Genomic DNA, 18,223 nt, shown 5'->3' with positions numbered 1-18,223 from the left:
GCCCGGTTCCAGCTTCAGCTGGGGCCGGGTTTCGGCTTTCCTAGATCCCATTGTCACCGCGGATGTGCAACCCCTGTGCGGGTTGCGAACCGGGCACGCCACCTCGCCGATCCCTCTAGACTGGAGGTATGGCAAAGGCACAGGACAACGCGAAAAAGAAGAAGACCGAGACCTTCAAATCCTTCCGAAACGATGCGGCAGATTTCATCGAGGAGGCGATCGGTGGCCTGGTTGCTGCACACCCGGACGCCGAGTGGCACAGCGAAGGGTTCATCGGCCGCAAACGCACGCAGGAAGAGAGCAATCAGCGCGGCAAGGTCGGCGTGATCTCCGGTGGCGGTTCCGGCCACGAGCCGATGCACGCCGGTTTCATTGGGGAGGGCATGCTGGACGCGGCCTGCCCAGGTCTGGTGTTCACCTCCCCGAACGCCGTCCAGGTCATCGCCGCCACCGAGTGGGCTGACCGCGGCAAGGGCGTGGTCCATGTGGTGAAGAACTACACGGGCGACGTCATGAACTTCACCGTGGCGGCGAACACCGTCGAGGGGGAAGTCGGCCAGATCATCGTGGCGGACGATGTCGCCACTGAAATCGACAACGATGACTCCCCCGGCCGGCGCGGTACCGGCGCGACCATCATCGTGGAGAAGATCGCCGGAGCTTCTGCTGCCCGCGGTGATGAGTTGAAAGATGTGGTCAAGTGGGGGCAGAAGGCCGCCGACCAGTCCCGCAGCATGGCCGTGGCGTTTCAGGCAGGCCACTTGCCCACCAGCGACCGCCAAACCTTCGACCTTGAGGAGAAGGAGATCGAGATCGGTGTGGGCATCCACGGCGAGCCTGGTGTTGAGCGCCGCAAGCAAAAACCGGGTGTGAAGAAGCCGACGGCAGCCAACCTCGTTGAGGAACTGCTCGACGGGATCATCACTTCCCTCAACAAGGCCGACGTCACGGTCAAGGAGAACACCGATGTTGTTCTTCTGGTCAACGGGCTGGGCGGCACGAGCGAGCTGGAGCTCGACCTCGTTTTCGGCGAGGCGTGCAAGCAGCTCGAGGAAAAGGGCATCAAGGTCAAGCGCGGCTACCGCGGCTCATTGGTGACTTCTCTGAACATGGCCGGTGTCTCGCTGACGTTGACGAAGGTCAACCGAGAAATGCTGGAGCTGCTCGATGCCGAGACATCTGCCCCTGCCTGGCCCGCCGCTGCCGTCAACCCGAAGTTCGCCCTTGCTGCGATGGAGGATGATTTTGAACAGCCGGTCAACGGCAAGAAGAACAAGTGGCTCAGCGCGTTTGTCGACCGCCTCTCTGGCGCTTTCGACGACCTCACCGAGCTCGACCGCATTGCCGGCGACGGCGACTTCGGCCAGAACATGGAAGCCGCTTTTGGCGACATCACGACCCCGCTGAAGTGCTCCGACGAGCAAGCGCTCGAGTTCTTCGCCCACCGCATGCTCGTGCGTGCCGGCGGCACCTCAGGCGCGGTCCTGGGCACGTTCTTCCGCGAAATGAGCGACGCCTTCGCTGAAACCGGCGTGGACTCGCGCGACGCAGGCGCGGAAGCCTTTGCGAAGACGCTGGCGACGGGCCTGAACAACGGTGTCGAGGCGATCACCGAGCTTGGCGGCGCCAAGCAGGGAGACAACACGCTTATCGACGCTTTGGCTCCCGCCGCCAAGGCCGCCTCCGACATCACCAGCGCCGAATCAATCGATGAGGTTCTGGAGCGCGTTTTCGAGCCGGCAGTCAAGGGCGCGAAGTCGACCCGCGGCATGGCAGCGAAGAAGGGACGCGCCTCTTACCTGGGCGAATCCGCTTCCGATGTGCCCGACCCCGGCGCGATTGCCGTTACGTGGCTGTTCGGCGAAGCAGCTGTGGACGAGTTTTAAAACCCCTCACTTAAACTTGTGGGAGACCAACTGAATCACCCCGGAAACTAAAGGAGAACCGTGGACTACATCACCCGCCACATCGGCCCGACTGATGAAGAACGCGCGCAGATGCTCGACCGCGTTGGCTACGGCTCAATCGCCGAGCTTGTCGACGCTGCAACACCCCCCGGAATCCTGCTCAAGCAGCCACTGAACTTGCCTGAGCCGCTGAGCGAGAAGGAGGCGCAGAACCGCCTTCGCGAACTAGCTGGCAAGAACACGGTGTTGCGCGCCTTCCACGGCCAGGGGTATTCCTCCACGGTCACCCCGCCGGTGATTCGCCGCGGTGTGGTGGAAGATGCAGGTTGGTACACCGCCTACACCCCCTACCAGCCGGAGATCTCCCAGGGCCGTCTAGAGGCGCTGCTGAACTTCCAGACAATGGTGCAGGACCTTACGGGCCTGCCGATCGCTAACGCATCTCTCCTGTGCGAAGCTTCTGCCGTTGCTGAAGCCATCGGCCTGATGTCGCGCGCTATGAAGAAGGGCCGCCGCGTCATCCTGGACGCCCGTCTCCACCCGCAGGTGATCGCCGTCGGTGCTGAGCGCGCCCGCGCCCTCGACCTCGAGGTTGAGGTCACCGCTTTGGATTCCAACTTGGTCGGAGAAGACTTCGTCGGAGTTGTCGTCGCCTACCCGGGCACAGAGGGCGACATCACCGACCCTCGGCCGGTTATCGAGGCGATCCACTCCCGCGGCGGCCTGGCCACCGTGGTTGCCGATCCGCTGGCGCTGCTGCTGGTCGAGTCCCCGGGCGAGATGGGCGCAGACATCGCGGTGGGTACCACCCAGCGCTTCGGTGTTCCGCTGTTCTACGGCGGCCCGCACGCCGCCTACATGGCTGTCACCGACAAGCTCAAGCGCCAGATGCCGGGCCGCCTGGTCGGCGTCTCGGTCGACGCTGAGGGCTTCCCCGCCTACCGCCTGTCGCTGCAGACCCGTGAGCAGCACATCCGCCGCGAGAAGGCGACCTCTAACATCTGCACCGCCCAGGCGCTGCTGGCGGTCACCGCGTCCATGTACGCCGTGTACCACGGGCCGGAGGGCCTGCGCGAGATTGCGCAGCAGGTGCATGAGTGGGCGGGGCGGTTTGCTGCGTCGATAAGCAATGCGGGCCTGGAGCTCGCGCACGAGAACTTCTTCGACACTGTCGCGGTGAAGGTGCCCGGCCGTGCGCAAGGCATTGTCGATGCGCTGGCTGAGAACGGTTATCTTGTTCGCGCGATCGACGCCGACACGGTGGGCGTGAGCTTTGGTGAGGACACCGACGAGGCCGACCTGGTCGGTCTGCTCGGAGGCTTCGGCATTATTGACCAGCCGGCAGCAGGTGCCGAGAACCACCTGCCGGAAGCACTGCTGCGCACCAGTGACGTGCTCACGCACGAGGTGTTCAACACGCACCACTCCGAGACGATGATGATGCGCTACATCCGCAAACTCGGGGACAAGGATCTGGCGCTCGACCGCACGATGATCCCGCTGGGTTCGTGCACGATGAAGCTCAACCCGACTGCCGGGCTTGAGGCGATTACGTGGCCGGGCTTTGCCAACGTGCACCCGTTCACGCCGGACAAGTACACCGAAGGCTGGCGCGAGCTGATCGACGAGCTCAACGGCTGGCTCGTGGAAATCACCGGTTACGATGCCGTGTCCGTCCAGCCGAATTCCGGCGCGACCGGTGAGCTGGCCGGGCTGCTGGCGATGCGCCGCTACCACGTGGCCAACGGCGACACCGAGCGCGACATCTGCCTCATCCCGGCATCCGCACATGGCACGAACGCTGCGTCGGCAACGCTGGCGAATCTGCGCGTGGTCGTCGTGGCTACCGCCGATGACGGTTCCATCGACATTGAAGACTTGGATAAGAAGCTCGAGCAGTACGGGGAGCACGTCGCGGCGATCATGATCACCTACCCGTCCACGCACGGTGTGTACGAGGACACTGTGTCCGAGGTCGCAGAGAAGGTCCACGCTGTCGGCGGTCAGGTCTACATCGATGGCGCGAACATGAACGCCCTGACCGGCTTGGCCCGCCCCGGCGACTTTGGCGGCGACTGCTCGCACCTGAACCTGCACAAGACCTTCACCATCCCGCACGGTGGCGGCGGACCGGGTGTCGGCCCGATCGGTGTGGGTAAGCACCTGGCTCCGTTCCTGCCGTCTGATCCGCAGGTCAGCGGTTCTGAGGCCGCGCAGGAGGCTCCTGAGGGCGCCGGCGTGCCCATTGCGTCGACCACGTACGGTTCTGCGGGCGTGCTCCCGATCTCGTGGGCGTACATCGCGATGTCTGGTGCAGAGGGCCTCGCGTCTGCGACCCGCAACGCGATCCTCAACGCTAACTACGTCGCGCACGAGCTCAACGACTCTTTCCCGGTGTTGTACACCGGCAACAACGGATTGGTCGGGCACGAGTGCATCGTGGATCTGCGCCCGCTGACCGACCAGTGCGGCGTGACCGCTGCCGACGTGGCCAAGCGCCTCGTCGACTACGGTTTCCACGCCCCCACTTTGGCGTTCCCAGTGGCAGGCACATTGATGATCGAGCCGACCGAATCCGAGGATCTCGCCGAGCTGGACCGGTTCATCACAGCGATGCGTTCCATCCGCGCGGAGATCCAGGACATCATCGACGGACACGTCGCCTACGAGGCCTCTGTCGTCCACAACGCACCGTTCACCGCCCGCAGCGTTGTCGTCGGTGATTGGGATTACCAGTTCAGCCGCCAAGAGGCCGTCTACCCGGTCGACTCGCTGTTGACCAACAAGTACTTCCCGCCGGTGCGCCGCATCGACGAGGCCTACGGCGACCGCAACCTCGTGTGCGCCTGCCCGCCGCCGGAGGCTTTCGATATTGCCGCAAGCGACGTCGATGAAGAGCGCGACCCGACTGTCACCGAAGAGAACAGGATCTAAGTCATGCCCCAAACACCACTGCACTCTGCCCACGAGGCGTTGAACGCCACCTTCACCGACTTCGGTGGCTGGACCATGCCTCTGAAATATGGCAGCGAGCTCGAGGAACACCGCGCCGTGCGCAACGACGTGGGCATCTTCGACCTGTCGCACATGGGTGAGATCGACGTGAAAGGCCCCGACGCCGGTGCGTACCTCGACTACGTTCTCATCAGCTCGCTTTCCGCCCTCAAGGTGGGCAAGGCGAAGTACTCGATGATCGTGAATGACGATGGCGGCATCATCGACGATCTGATCACGTACAAATTTGCCGACGATCACTTCATGGTCGTGCCCAACGCCGGCAACACCGGCGCAGTCTGGGCGGCGTTCGAGGCCCGCGTCGGCGACTTCGACGTGGAGATCCGCAACGATTCCGAAGCGGTCGCCCTGGTCGCAGTCCAGGGTCCGCGTGCGCTCGAGGTGCTCGAGCCGCTTATCGACGGCACCCCCGGCGACCTCGCCTACTACTCGGGCGAGTGGATGCGCCTGAAGTCCGAGGACTCGCCTGTTGAGGTCTTCGTCGCCCGCACCGGCTACACAGGCGAAGACGGCTTTGAGCTGTTCTGCATGCGCGAGGACGCACAAAAGGTGTGGGACGCGGTCGTCGACAAAGGCACCCCGTGCGGCCTCGCCGCCCGCGACTCCCTGCGCCTCGAGGCCTCCATGCCCCTCTACGGCCACGAACTGACCGCAGACATCACCCCGGTGGAAGCTGGGATGGGACGGGCGTTTGCGAAGAAAGAGGCGGACTTCGTGGGCAAGCAGGCGCTGACCGGCCGCGAGCCGACCGTCGTCATCGCGGGGTTGACCTCGGAGGAACGACGCGCAGCCCGCGAAGGCGCTACTGTTTTCCTCGCGGACGGCTCGGACACCCAGATTGGCACCGTTACTTCGGGCCAGCCCTCCCCCACGCTGGGTCACCCCGTTGCTTTGGCGCACATTGACCCAAATCACGCCGAGCCAGGCACTAAGGTTGAGGTGGACATCCGGGGTAAGCGCTACGCCTACACGGTCAGCGAAACCCCCTTCTACTCCCGAAAGGACAAGTAACCATGGCCGACATCACGCTGCCCCAGGAATTCTCTTACTCCGAGGACCACGAGTGGGTCAACGCTGCCGCTGACGCCATTCAGGGCCAGACTGTGCGCATCGGCATCACCTCCGTGGCTACCGAGCGCCTCGGGGAGATCGTTTTCGCAGAGCTGCCTGCTGTCGGCGACACCGTCACCGCCGGTGAGACCTGCGGTGAGGTTGAGTCCACCAAGTCGGTCTCGGATCTGTACTCCCCCGTCACCGGCACCGTCACGGCCGTGAACGAGTCCATCGAGGACAATTACGAGGCCATCAACAACGACCCGTTCGGCGAGGGGTGGCTCTTCGAGGTCGAGGTTTCCGCGGTCGGCCCGCTCATGACCGCCGACGAGTACGCTTCCGCCAACGGCGTTTAGTTCCACGGTGGCGGGAGCTTCATACATTTTTAGTATCGCCTTTCAACCGATCGCTGCGGCGTTTCCCCAGGTGAGATCACGCCGGAAAGGCTAAAAGGCCATACTAAAAAGGTAGCGCTACCATGAACCCATGACTGCTCCCCGCGATCCGTTCTTCCCCGCCGACAAATCGATCCGCGCTGATAATTCTCCTCTTGACGTGCGAAATCTCGGCCTTGTGGACTATGAAGAAACCTGGCACATGCAGGCGGACCTCGCTACCCAGCGCGCGAACGACGAGATCGGCGATACCCTGCTGGTTCTGCAGCACCCCAATACCTATACCGCCGGCAAGCGCACCCAGCCGGAAGACCTCCCCGACAACGGCCTGCCCGTGGTGAAGGTCGACCGTGGCGGGCGCATCACCTGGCACGGTGAGGGCCAGCTGGTGATCTATCCCATCATCAAGCTCGCCGATCCTGTGGACGTGGTCGACTTCGTGCGCCGCATCGAAGAAGCGATGATCTTCGCTGTGCGCGAGTTCGGCGTTGCCGATGCTGGTCGGATCGAGGGCCGCTCCGGTGTCTGGGTCCCGGCCGACCCGGCCACGTTCCGCCGCGACCGCAAAGTCGCTCAGCTGGGCATCCGCGTCACGCGCGGTGTGACTATGCACGGCTTGGCAGTGAACTGCAACAACACACTCGAGTACTTCGGACACATCATCGCCTGCGGCATCAACGACGCGGATGTGACCACCTTGTCGCTCGAGACCGGCCGCGACATCACCCCCGATGCCATCACGCCCACGCTTGTCGACGCTCTCTCCCGCGCCCTTTCCGGCGAACTCCACGTCTCCGACCGCACGATTGGTGCGGCACCGACCCCGTAGTAGGGCAATCGCATCGTAGATATTCGACACGCTAGTAAGGCAGCACTAACCTGGATGGTGTGACTGTGGCAGAAGAAGGACGCAAGCTAAGGCGCGTCGAAAAGCGAAACGCTCAAACCCCCATCGAGTCGAAGCCGCGGTGGATCCGCAATGCGGTGAAGACGGGTCCGGAGTACGAGGACATGCGCCGCAAGGTGTCCGGTGCGTCGCTGCACACCGTGTGCCAGGAGGCCGGTTGCCCCAACATTCACGAGTGCTGGGAATCGCGCGAGGCCACCTTCCTCATCGGCGGTGCGAACTGTTCCCGCCGTTGCGATTTCTGCATGATCAACTCCGCGAAACCGGAACCGCTTGACCCTGAAGAACCCCTGCGCGTCGCCGAGTCTGTGCGCGAGATGGAGCTGAACTACTCCACCATCACCGGCGTGACCCGTGATGACTTGGATGACGAGGGTGCTTGGCTCTACGCCGAGGTCGTGCGCAAGATTCACGAGCTCAACCCGCACACCGGCGTGGAGAACCTTACCCCTGACTTCTCTGGTAAGCCCGACCTGCTGCAGCAGGTGTTCGAGGCTGAACCGGAGGTCTTCGCGCACAACCTGGAGACGGTGCCGCGCATCTTCAAGCGCATCCGCCCGGCGTTCCGCTACGACCGGTCCTTGGAGGTCATCCAGGCGGCACGCGACTACGGGCTGATCACCAAGTCGAACCTCATCCTGGGCATGGGCGAGACCCGCGAAGAGGTGCTCGAGGCGCTGCAGGACATGCAGGAAGCCGGCACCGACATCATCACGATTACCCAATACCTCCGCCCCGGCCCGCAGTTCCACCCGATTGAGCGGTGGGTGAAGCCGGAGGAGTTCATTGAGTACCGCGACGCCGCATACGAGATGGGCTTCGCTGCGGTCATGTCTGGCCCGCTGGTTCGCTCCTCCTACCGTGCTGGCAAGCTCTACGTCGAGGCGATGAAGTTCCACGGCCGTGAACTGCCGGAGAACCTCAAGCACCTCGCACAGACCTCTCAGGGTGCGACCGACCAGGAAGCTTCTACCCTGCTGAACAAGTACGGCCCGTCCCAGGAGACGCCGGTGGTCTCTGCTGGCCGCCCGTCTGTCTCGCTGGGCTTGCCAGGCCTGTCTATGCCGTCGGCTTAGCGGCTACAGCAGGGGCCGGGATCTCATTCAGGTCGTCCCGCCCCCTTCCCTGCCGGATGGAATACTGCTCGGACACATAGGCGGAACTGCATGCTTTTGACCTGGGTTTATAGATGAGCAGTATTCCAGAAAACAGCGAGTAGTATTCTAGAGCTGAGAAGCACTCGAAAAGCTAAGGCCTCCCGGATGTGATCCGGGAGGCCTTGCTCGTCTAAGCGACTAGCTACGTAGAGTTAGTTCTCTTTCGCCGTGGTCGGGATGTTGGACCCAACCGTCCACGCCTCCGGGTTGTCGCGGGAGGCGTCGGTGCCGCCGTCCTTGAAGATCGGACGGTCGAGCACGACGGACGGGACTGCGAAAGCGTCCACGAGAACCTCAGACCAGGGGCCAAGCGAGTCGACCAGGTCGTTGATGGCGGCGCGGGCTGCCTTGACGCGGCCGGAGGAGATGACGTTTTGCTCCTGGTACCAGCCAGCGTTGCGGATGATGGTGTCGAAGACGAACAGGTGGCGGACCTGCTCGAATACGGCGCGCTCGGTGGAGCCGACCGGCAGGGAACGCTCTGCTTCGATCATGGCCTGGACCATCAGGTTCTCGATGTACGCCCATGCGGCGTTGAGCATGTGGTCCTGGGCCTTGTCGATGACCTTTGCGCCCTCGGCACGCGACAGCTTGCGTGCGCCCTGGATGCGGCGGATCAGGGAACGCATCACCAGCTGCTCGCGCAGCTGGATCACCTTGAGCTGGTAGTCAGCGTCGAAAAGCGACGCTTCTTCGCTCGCGAACGTGTCCACCACGGACTGGACGGTGGCACCCAGGCCAGCGCGGGAGCGGAAGATGTCCGTCACGTTGGTGGCGGCGTACTTCACAATGTCCATCGCAGACGGGTTAGCCATCTCGCTGGTGTACGCGGTGAGCAGGTTCTTGCCGGCCAGCTGCAGCAGAACGGTGTTGTCGCCCTCGAACGTGTTGTACACATCGGTGTCTGCGCGGAAGGTGGTCAGCAGGTTCTCGGACATGAAGCCGGCACCACCGCACGCCTCGCGGCACTCCTGGATGGTGTCGGTGGCGTGCTCGGTCGCGACGGCCTTGAACGCTGCAGCCAGGGTCTCCATCTCGCGGGATGCCAGGGCCTGCGCCTTGGTCGGGTCGGTCACGGACCACTCGCCGGATGCCTGACGTGCGGTCTGATCCGCGTAACGCTGGGTCAGCTGATTCTGCAGCAGCTGGATAGCGTAGGTGCGGGCCAGCGGGATGATCAGACGGCGGCGGTGCGCACGGTAGTCGATCAGCTTGTCTTCACGGCCGGCGTCACCGTAGTCGAACTGGCGGCGCTGGTGCGCGTACTTCGTGGCTATGGCCAGTGCGGACTTGGTCGCGCCTGCGCCGGCAGCACCGACGGCAATACGGCCGCGGATTAGGGTGCCCAGCATGGTGAAAAAGCGGCGGTTCTTCGACTCGATCGGGGAGGTGTAGTTACCGGCCTCGTCGACATCGCCGAACTGGTTCAGCAGCGCTTCGCGCGGGATGCGGACGTTGTCGAAGGTCAGGGTGCCGTTGTCAACACCGAGCAGGCCGCCCTTGTGGCCGTGGTCGCCGATCTTGACGCCCTCGACCGGGGAGCCGTCATCCTCGCGAATGCGCACAACGAAGCAGTGCACACCGTGGGACTCTTCCTCGCCCGGGGTGTAGAGCTGGGCGAAGACTGCGGACCAGCGGCCGTCGCGGGCGGTGTTGCCGATGTAAACCTTGGTCGCCGACGGGGACGGAGAGTGGATGATGAATTCCTGGGTCTCCGGGTCATAGGTCGCGGTGGTCTCCAGGTCCTGGACGTTGGAGCCGTGGCCACGCTCGGTCATGCCGTAGGAGCCGAGCATGGACAGGTCCATAGCACCTTGCGCGTACTCGCGGTGACGCTCGGTGCCCAGGACGTCGACTGCGCCGCCCCACAGGCCGAACTGCACACCGGACTTAATCGCCAGGGAGCCGTTGAACTGACCCAACAGGTCCAGGCCCAGGATGCCCACGTGGGCCTCGCCGGAGCCGCCGTTAGCTTCGGAGAAAGCGGTCTGCATCATGCCGGAGCCAGCCACCATCTTGACCTTTTCCAGCAGGGCTGCGCGGATGTCCTCAACCGAGCCTTCGATCATCGGGAGGGCTTCTTCCCGGTTGAGCTGCTCGCGGATGTCGTCCTTGCGCTCGCCCCATGCGCCGTCAAGCAGATCCTTCAGCTTCCCCGCGACAGCTGCATCGGGGGTCTCTGGCAGCGTCTGCGGTTGGCGGGATTCCGGCTTGGCCTTGCGGCCTTCCTTTTCCTCAACAGAGGTCATGGTTGTGTTCCTTTACGGAGAGTGGTGAATAGGTGAAGCTTTGGCGCTTTAGCGCTCAATGATCGCGACGACGCCCTGGCCGCCTGCTGCACAGACGGAAACCAGGGTGCGGCCGCCACCGTTTTGCTCCAGCACCTTGGCAGCCGCAGCGAGGATGCGTGCGCCGGTCGCGGCGAACGGGTGGCCGGCTGCCAGAGAGGAGCCCTTGACGTTGAGCTTGGAACGGTCGATGGAGCCCAGCGGAGCGTCCAGGCCGAGGCGCTCGCGACAGTAGGTCTCGTCTTCCCATGCCTTGAGGGTGGCCAGCACCTGGGATGCGAAAGCCTCGTGGATCTCGTAGTAGTCGAAGTCCTGCAGGGTCAGGCCGTTGCGCTCGAGCATGCGCGGGACAGCGTAGGTCGGAGCCATGAGCAGGCCGTCCTTGCCGGAGACGAAGTCAACGGCTGCCAGCTCGGAGTCGACGATGTACGCCTGGACCGGCAGGTTGTTCTCCTTTGCCCATTCCTCGGAGGAGAGGAGGACTGCCGCTGCACCGTCTGTCAGCGGGGTGGAGTTGCCCGCGGTCATCGTTGCGGTGCCGCCGTGCTGCTCCGCGTCCTTCTTGCCGAAGACCGGCTTGAGCTTCGAAAGCTTTTCGACGGAAGAGTCCGGGCGCAGGTTGGTGTCGCGCTGCACGCCGAGGAACGGGGTCATCAGGTCGTTGAAGAAGCCCTCGTCGTAAGCCTTGGCCAGGTTCTGGTGGGAGGTGGCTGCCAGCTCATCCTGGGCCTCGCGGGAGATTTCCATCTCGCGGGCGGTGATGGCGGCGTGCTCACCCATGGACAGGCCGGTGCGCGGCTCGCCGTTCTGCGGCTGCTCCGGAGCCAGCTGGCTCGGGCGGATGGAACCGACGAGCTTGAGCTGATCAGCGGTGGACTTGGCGTTGGACAGACGGATCAGCGTCTTACGCAGCGTGTCGTTCACAGCCAGCGGGGCGTCCGACGTGGTGTCGGCGCCGCAGGCGATACCGTTCTCGATGCGGCCCAGAGCAATTGCGTCAGCGACCTGGATCGCGGAGGTCAGCGAGGTGCCGCAGGCGTGCTGCAGGTCGAAGGCCGGAGTGGTGGATGCCAGCTCAGATCCGATCACCGATTCGCGCACGAGGTTGAAGTCGCGTGCGTGCTTGAGCACAGCACCACCGACGACGAGACCCATCTCCTGGTCCTGCAGACCGTAACGCGCCACTAGGCCGTTGAGGGCCGAGGTGAGCATGTCCTGATTGGATGCGTTGGCGTATTCCTTGTTGGACCGAGCGAACGGGATGCGGTTACCGCCGAGGATGGCTACCTTGCGAGGTTCATTCATGCTTATTCCTGCACTTCCGTGAAAAGCGTTGAGAAACCCAGGATCTTCCTGCGATTTTCTCCGGACTTTTGTTTGGCACTTTACAAAGTCATTCCTTTGTAAGGTTCGTCACCATAGTGATCTTATAATAGTATCCGACACAGAGCCACCGATTTCGCACGGTTGCCCTTGCCTCAGTACGTGCCTATATGAAGGAGAAAATAGTGGCATCCCAAGGCCTCCTCGAACAGTTCATCAACTCCCCTCTCGCTGCCAAGGCTGGTGTCCCCCAGGGTTACCCGCTGCGTCGTTACAAGCAGGGTGAGCCCCTGCTCCACGGTCCGGTCGTCGTTGGCGGTGAGGGCCGTCTGACTCCGGCTCTGGCCGAGCTTCTCGATGGCCCTTACAAGCTGTTGAAGGCCGAAGCAGACACCAAGCGTGCTGGCATCGTGTTCGATGCCACCGGCCTGACCAAGCCGGAGGAGCTCGAGGCCCTGCACAAGTTCTTCCACCCGCAGCTGAAGAAGGTGCTGGACAACGCCCGCATCATCGTCATCGGCACCACCCCGGAGCTGGTCGACGGCACAGATGAGCGCATTGCACAGCGCTCGCTGGAAGGTTTCACCCGCTCCCTGGCAAAGGAGATGCGCAAGGGCGGCACCGTCCAGCTGGTGTACGTGGACCCCTCCATCGACGGCGGCCAGATCTCCAAGGTGGAGTCCACCCTCCGCTTCCTGCTGTCCGGCAAGTCCGCGTTTGTCGACGGCCAGGTCATCCGCGTCACCCCGGCCGATGTTGATCAGCCGGAAGACTGGGAGAAGCCGCTGGCTGGCCGCCTCGCCGTGGTCACCGGAGCCGCCCGCGGCATCGGTGCCGTGATCGCCGAGACCCTGGCCCGTGACGGCGCCAAGGTGATCTGCGTGGACATTCCGCAGGCTGGTGAAGGCCTGGCCAAGACCGCCAACAAGGTCAAGGGCACCGCTTTGCCGCTCGACGTGACAGACCCGAAGGCTGCGGAAGAGATTGCTAAGCACGCTCAGGAGCGTTACGGCCGCAAGATCGACACCATCGTTCACAACGCTGGCGTTACCCGCGACAAGCTGCTGGTCAACATGGATGACAGCCGCTGGAACATGGTCCAGAACATCAACCTGGTCGCACCGGTGCGCATCACCGAAGCTCTGCTCGAGGCTGATGCATTCGCTGACAAGCCGGCCATCGTCGGTGTCTCCTCCACCTCTGGTATCGCCGGTAACCGCGGCCAGACTAACTACGGCACCACCAAGGCTGGCGTGGTCGGCTTCGTCGATGCGCTTGCCGACAAGATCGCTGAGAAGGGCGGCTCCATCAACGCTGTGGCTCCGGGCTTCATCGAGACTGAGATGACCGACGCGATCCCGTTCACGACTCGTGAGGTGGCTCGCCGACTGAACACCCTGAGCCAGGGCGGTAAGCCACTCGACGTTGCTGAGACTGTTGCGTACTTCTCCGCTCCGTCGTCGACCTCCGTCAACGGCAACACCGTCCGCGTCTGCGGCCAGAACCTGGTTGGAGCTTAAAAAACATGACCACTGCAGTAGGTAAGGGTCCGGAGAAGGACCCCAAGGACGACGCACAGCAGCAGGCTGAGGCAAAGGCTGCCGAGGTCAAGGCGGAGGCAAAGCAGGCCGCCGCCAAGGCAGAAGACAAGGCCGAGGACGTCGCGGATAAGGCGAAGGCAACTGCCGCCGAAGCTCAGGATCGCGCTGAAAACCTCGCCGACAAGGCTGCCGCGAAGGCCGAAGAGGTCAAGAACACCGTGGCCGACAAAGTCGAAGATGTCCAGGAAAAGGTCTCCGCCAAGGCAGAAGAAGTCAAGGCTGACGCAGAGGCCAAGGCGGAGGAGGTCAAGCCAGAGGCGGACGCTAACGCTGGCGCTGAGACCCGCAACGAGCGCATTGCGTCCGGCAAGACCCGCGACTTCCAAACGCTCAAGGCCGTGCCGGATCTCAAGGCCATTAACCGCAAGATCTTCATGGGCGCTCTGCCCGTCGTGGGCGAGACCCGCTCCGCGAAGGGTGATCCGACATCGGCGATCCAGGTCGACGGAGTGAAGATCGACAAGAACAACCTCGCCGCGTACACCTCCGCGACTGGGCTGCGCTTGGGCAATGAGATCCCGCCGACGTACTTCTTCGTGCTGGCGTTCCCGATGATCATGGACCTGATGTCCCGCCCGGACTTCCCGGTTCCGGCAATCGGTGCGGTGCACGTGTCCAATGTGATTGAGCAGTCCCGCACCCTCACGGTCGATGAGACCTACAACATCCGCTGCTACGGCCAGAACCTGCGCCCGCACCGCCGCGGCCTGATTGTGGACATGATCACCGAGGTCACCCCCGAGGGTGAGAACGATGTCGTATGGCGTCAGACCTCGAGCTTCCTGGCAATGGGCGCCAAGTTCGCCAAGGACGCGGAGCTAGCTGTGACCACCCGCGGTGAGGACACCGGCAAGGTTCTGCCGAAGCCGGAGCTGCCGGAGTTCAAGCCGAATGCTCGCTGGCGCTGGAACCGCGACAACGTCAACGCGTACGTGGATGCTTCCAACGACCACAACCCGATCCACACGTCCAACGTGGGTGCGAAGCTGTTCGGCTTCCCGGCGGTCATCGCGCACGGCATGTACTCTGCTGCCGCGGTCCTTGCTCCGCTCGAGGGCAAGCTGCCGGGCGCGCTGCGTTACTCCGTCGAGTTCGTCAAGCCTGTTGTCATCCCGGCGTCGGTGGCGCTGTGGACCATCGAGCAGGGTGACGGCTCTTACGAGCTGCAGCTGCGTGGCTCCTCCAAGCCGGAGAAGCTGCACCTGAACGCAGAGATCAAGGCGCTCTAGCCCAAGCCTGCTTATCGACGACAACCCGCGGCCCCACTCCCCTTTTGTGGCGGCCGCGGGTTTGTCGTTGTCCCGGATGGGGCTGGGTAGGAACGTGGCGGGTGGGGGACGTCGATAAGCATGCGGATTGATAGGCTTGTCCCCATGGCCAAAGACAAGCAAGCAGCCGCAGCGAAGACCGCGAAGAAAGAGCAACGCACCGCGAAGCGCTCCCAGCGCAAGCAGACGCGTTCGCAGGTGTGGCAGGCGTTCAACATGCAGCGCAAGCGGGATAAGAAGCTCATCCCGTACATGCTGCTGGCGATCCTCGGTGTCGGGCTGGCGTTCTTCCTGCTGGGCATGCTGACCGGCGGAAAGTGGTTCCTGCTGGTGCTCGGCCTCTTGTTCGGTTTCGTGCTGGCCATGTTCATCTTCACCCGGCGTCTTGAAGGCTCCATGTACGAGGAGATCGGCGATACGCCGGGCGCTGCCGGTTGGACGCTGGACAACATGAAGAACACGATGGGCATCGTGTGGCTGACCAAGAAGGCTGTCGCCGCGACGCCGCAGATGGATGCCGTGCACCGCGTGGTGGGCAACCCCGGCGTGGTCTTGGTTGGTGAAGGCGACGAGAAGCGGCTGAAGCCCCTCATGGACAAAGAACGCAAGCGCGTGGACCGTCTCATCGGCGGCGTGCCCATCCACGAAGTATTCGTCGGCAGCGGCGAGGGCCAGGTTGAACCGAAGAAGCTGCAGCGCCACCTGTTGAAGCTGCCGAAGAACTACCAAAAGGACGAGGTCTACTCTATGAACACCAAGCTGGAGGCGATGGATAACGTCCGTGGCGGGCAGCAGCAGGGCCTGCCGAAGGGTCCAATGCCGCACCAGGCGCAGAACATGTCGGGCATGAACCGCAAAATGCGCCGTATGCAGCAGCGTCAAGGCAAGTAAGCACCCTGTGCGCTCGCACTGCGGGCGCTCCTAGTTCGCCATAAGATCCCTCCCGCTACATCGATTTCAACAGGAAGCTCGACGGCACTCCCCGCCAGATCAACGCTTAGCTTTCTAGCTCAGGATGACTGTCGTGCCAGTTGCGCGGTCGTGCAGGCCGCGGCCGTTAGCGTCAACCATCGCTGCCGGCAAGATGAACGCGGTGAGCAGCGTGCGCACAGCAGCGCGCCACAGACCGACGGGGTTACCGGGGTCGTCGATACGCGCAACGCCCATGCCCAGCACAGCCATGCCCGGTGTCCGCGCGAACAGCCATCCGGTGACAATGCCCAGAACGATCCACAGCAGATACCTCAGCGTGGGCACGTCGCCGAGCCCGGACGTGTACATGTTGATGAACGCGGCGATGATCCAGCAGATCACCCAGTCAATGAGTACCGCGCCAGAGCGCCGCAAGACTGACGCTTGCGCCCCAGATCCCTCTTGCGGCAGGCCAAGGTTTTGCCCCGGCCATTCGCCAGGCTCGGCCCAGGCATCACCGGTGTTGAGCTCGGACCCGTCGCGCCAGTTTTTCTTGGGGTTCGCCATAGATGTCAAGGATAGAGGACATCGATTTTTCGGTACGATCGATGGGGTAACTGATCCGCAATCAAGGAGTTTTCCCCGTGGCCTTCGACAACATCCAGGACACAATGAAGTTCATCAAAGACGAAGAGGTGGAATTCGTTGATGTCCGCTTCACGGATGTTCCGGGCATCGAGCACCACTTCTCCATCCCCGCATCCATGTTTGACGAGGATGCAGTAGAAGAAGGTCTCGCATTCGACGGTTCGAGCATCAAGGGCTTTACGACGATTGATGAGTCCGACATGATCCTCATGCCGGACCTGGCAACCGCGCAGATCGACCCCTTCCGCAAGGCGAAGACCCTGAACGTGAAGTTCTTCGTGAACGACCCGTTCACCCACGAGGCATTCTCCCGCGACCCGCGCAACGTCGCGCGCAAGGCCGAGGAGTACCTGGAATCCACCGGCATCGCCGATACCTGCTTCTTCGGCGCGGAGGCGGAGTTCTACCTCTTTGACAAGGTCCGTTACTCCACCGCAGCGAACAAGAGCTTCTACGAGGTCGACTCGATCGAGGGCTGGTGGAACCGCTCCCGTGAATCCGAGCACGACGGTTCGCAGAACCTGGGCCACAAGACCCCGATGAAGGGCGGCTACTTCCCGGTCCCTCCGGTCGACCAGACCATGGATATTCGCGACGCCATGACCCTCAACCTGGCCAACGCCGGGTTTGAGATCGAACGTTTCCACCACGAGGTGGGCACCGGCGGCCAGCAAGAGATCAATTACAAGTTCAACACGATGCTGCACGCTGCAGATGACCTGCAGACCTTCAAGTACATCATTAAGAACACAGCGCACCAGTGGGGCAAGACCGCGACGTTCATGCCCAAGCCGATCGCCGGCGACAACGGCTCCGGCATGCATGCCCACCAGTCCCTGTGGAAGGACGGGGAGCCGCTGTTTTACGACGAGTCCGGTTACGGCGGTCTGTCCGACATCGCCCGCTTCTACATCGGCGGCATCCTCCACCACGCTGGTGCTGTCCTGGCGTTCACCAACCCGACGCTGAACTCCTACCACCGCCTGGTTCCGGGCTTTGAAGCGCCGATCAACCTTGTGTACTCCCAGCGCAACCGCTCCGCCGCGATCCGTATCCCGATCACCGGCTCCAACCCGAAGGCTAAGCGCATCGAGTTCCGCGCTCCGGACCCGTCGGGCAACCCGTACCTCGGTTTCGCGGCGATGATGCTCGCCGGTCTGGACGGTGTGAAGAACCGCATCGAGCCGCACGAGCCGGTGGACAAGGACCTCTACGAGCTGCCGCCGGAAGAGGCCAAGTCCATCCCGCAGGCCCCGACATCCCTCGAGGCCTCCCTGGCCGCGCTGGAAGAGGACCACGAATTCCTCACCGAGGGCGACGTGTTCACCGAGGACCTCATCGAGACCTACATCAAGCTCAAATACGACCTCGAGATCGAGCCGAACCGCCTGCGCCCGACGCCGCTGGAGTACGAGCTGTACTTCGACGTCTAGAACACTGTGCACGGCATTCCTCACCTACACCACCCGCGGAATTGAGGCAGCCACAGCGGTTCACGCGGTGGGCAACACGTTCGTCTACGCGCCGGAGGCTTTCGGGGTGAACGGGGTGGATCTCGCGGAAGCGTCGACAAGCGATCTCGCGATTTCTCTCCTGGCAACCGTGGCAGCGACAGCAGTCGCGTATGCGCTGGTCGCGCGAAACACGTTCGCATTGACCTCGTAGACCGCGACTAGCTCACTCCTCACGATCCCGGTCTGTGGGTTAGGCTTCGTTGTCGAACTTGCCTGACCTGTCCGAAAGGGCCCG

14 protein-coding genes are annotated in these 18,223 nt (G+C 63.1%); 11 read left to right on the top strand and 3 right to left on the bottom strand.

All coding sequences use genetic code 11. From position 1 onward, the window contains the following. The first annotated feature begins 128 nt into the window (after positions 1–128). The 6 genes from KBX07_RS04800 to lipA all read left to right on the top strand — a co-directional run bounded on the left by KBX07_RS04800 (position 129) and on the right by lipA (position 8,353). Positions 129–1,886, top strand: coding sequence for a dihydroxyacetone kinase family protein (locus tag KBX07_RS04800; RefSeq protein WP_256023256.1), 1,758 nt, complete (start codon positions 129–131; stop codon positions 1,884–1,886). 60 nt (positions 1,887–1,946) lie between these two features. Further along, positions 1,947–4,841: an aminomethyl-transferring glycine dehydrogenase gene (gene gcvP, locus KBX07_RS04795; protein ID WP_256023254.1), complete on the top strand. Its 2,895-nt coding sequence runs from the start codon at positions 1,947–1,949 to the stop codon at positions 4,839–4,841. A 3-nt stretch (positions 4,842–4,844) separates the two neighbouring features. After that, a complete protein-coding gene (gene gcvT, locus KBX07_RS04790; RefSeq protein WP_255994776.1) occupies positions 4,845–5,933 on the top strand; it encodes a glycine cleavage system aminomethyltransferase GcvT in 1,089 nt (362 codons plus the stop codon). A gap of 2 nt (positions 5,934–5,935) precedes the next feature. Then, positions 5,936–6,331: a glycine cleavage system protein GcvH gene (gene gcvH / locus KBX07_RS04785; RefSeq protein ID WP_255994775.1), complete on the top strand. Its 396-nt coding sequence runs from the start codon at positions 5,936–5,938 to the stop codon at positions 6,329–6,331. Between the two features lie 130 nt (positions 6,332–6,461). After that, on the top strand, positions 6,462–7,199 hold the full coding sequence (gene lipB / locus KBX07_RS04780; protein ID WP_256023252.1) for a lipoyl(octanoyl) transferase LipB: 738 nt from the start codon (positions 6,462–6,464) through the stop codon (positions 7,197–7,199). Between the two features lie 59 nt (positions 7,200–7,258). Further along, entirely contained in the window at positions 7,259–8,353 is a 1,095-nt protein-coding gene (lipA, locus tag KBX07_RS04775; RefSeq protein ID WP_255994774.1) for a lipoyl synthase, read from the top strand. Between the two features lie 233 nt (positions 8,354–8,586). Here the strand turns inward: lipA and KBX07_RS04770 are convergent, their stop codons facing one another. Together KBX07_RS04770 and KBX07_RS04765 are read right to left on the bottom strand one after the other, a co-directional pair. Further along, positions 8,587–10,683, bottom strand: a complete 2,097-nt coding sequence (locus KBX07_RS04770; RefSeq protein ID WP_005289470.1) for an acyl-CoA dehydrogenase family protein — start codon at positions 10,681–10,683, stop codon at positions 8,587–8,589. 48 nt (positions 10,684–10,731) lie between these two features. Beyond that, positions 10,732–12,027, bottom strand: coding sequence for an acetyl-CoA C-acetyltransferase (locus KBX07_RS04765; protein WP_305083377.1), 1,296 nt, complete (start codon positions 12,025–12,027; stop codon positions 10,732–10,734). Between the two features lie 203 nt (positions 12,028–12,230). Here KBX07_RS04765 and KBX07_RS04760 point away from each other — a divergent pair, with 203 nt between their 5' ends. The 3 genes from KBX07_RS04760 (at position 12,231) to KBX07_RS04750 (ending at position 15,805) form a co-directional block, all read left to right on the top strand. Then, complete coding sequence (locus KBX07_RS04760; protein ID WP_370687274.1) at positions 12,231–13,565, top strand: 3-oxoacyl-ACP reductase; 1,335 nt, start codon at positions 12,231–12,233, stop codon at positions 13,563–13,565. Between the two features lie 5 nt (positions 13,566–13,570). After that, positions 13,571–14,875 carry a MaoC/PaaZ C-terminal domain-containing protein gene (locus tag KBX07_RS04755; protein WP_256023251.1) on the top strand — a complete coding sequence of 435 codons (1,305 nt, stop codon included), beginning with the start codon at positions 13,571–13,573 and terminating at the stop codon, positions 14,873–14,875. A 144-nt stretch (positions 14,876–15,019) separates the two neighbouring features. Then, complete coding sequence (locus tag KBX07_RS04750; RefSeq protein WP_256023249.1) at positions 15,020–15,805, top strand: DUF4191 domain-containing protein; 786 nt, start codon at positions 15,020–15,022, stop codon at positions 15,803–15,805. Positions 15,806–15,919: 114 nt separating this feature from the next. Here KBX07_RS04750 and KBX07_RS04745 read toward each other — a convergent pair whose 3' ends face one another. Beyond that, entirely contained in the window at positions 15,920–16,393 is a 474-nt protein-coding gene (locus KBX07_RS04745; RefSeq protein WP_256023248.1) for an RDD family protein, read from the bottom strand. A 104-nt stretch (positions 16,394–16,497) separates the two neighbouring features. Here KBX07_RS04745 and glnA point away from each other — a divergent pair, with 104 nt between their 5' ends. Next, positions 16,498–17,907, top strand: a complete 1,410-nt coding sequence (gene glnA, locus KBX07_RS04740) for a type I glutamate--ammonia ligase (RefSeq protein ID WP_255997951.1) — start codon at positions 16,498–16,500, stop codon at positions 17,905–17,907. 67 nt (positions 17,908–17,974) lie between these two features. After that, positions 17,975–18,139, top strand: coding sequence for a hypothetical protein (locus tag KBX07_RS04735; RefSeq protein WP_256023246.1), 165 nt, complete (start codon positions 17,975–17,977; stop codon positions 18,137–18,139). Positions 18,140–18,223: the final 84 nt, after the last annotated feature.

This window comes from Corynebacterium sp. CCUG 70398 (assembly GCF_024454055.1).
Taxonomy (GTDB): domain Bacteria; phylum Actinomycetota; class Actinomycetes; order Mycobacteriales; family Mycobacteriaceae; genus Corynebacterium; species Corynebacterium genitalium.
This window is presented reverse-complemented; position numbering and strand designations above follow the sequence as displayed.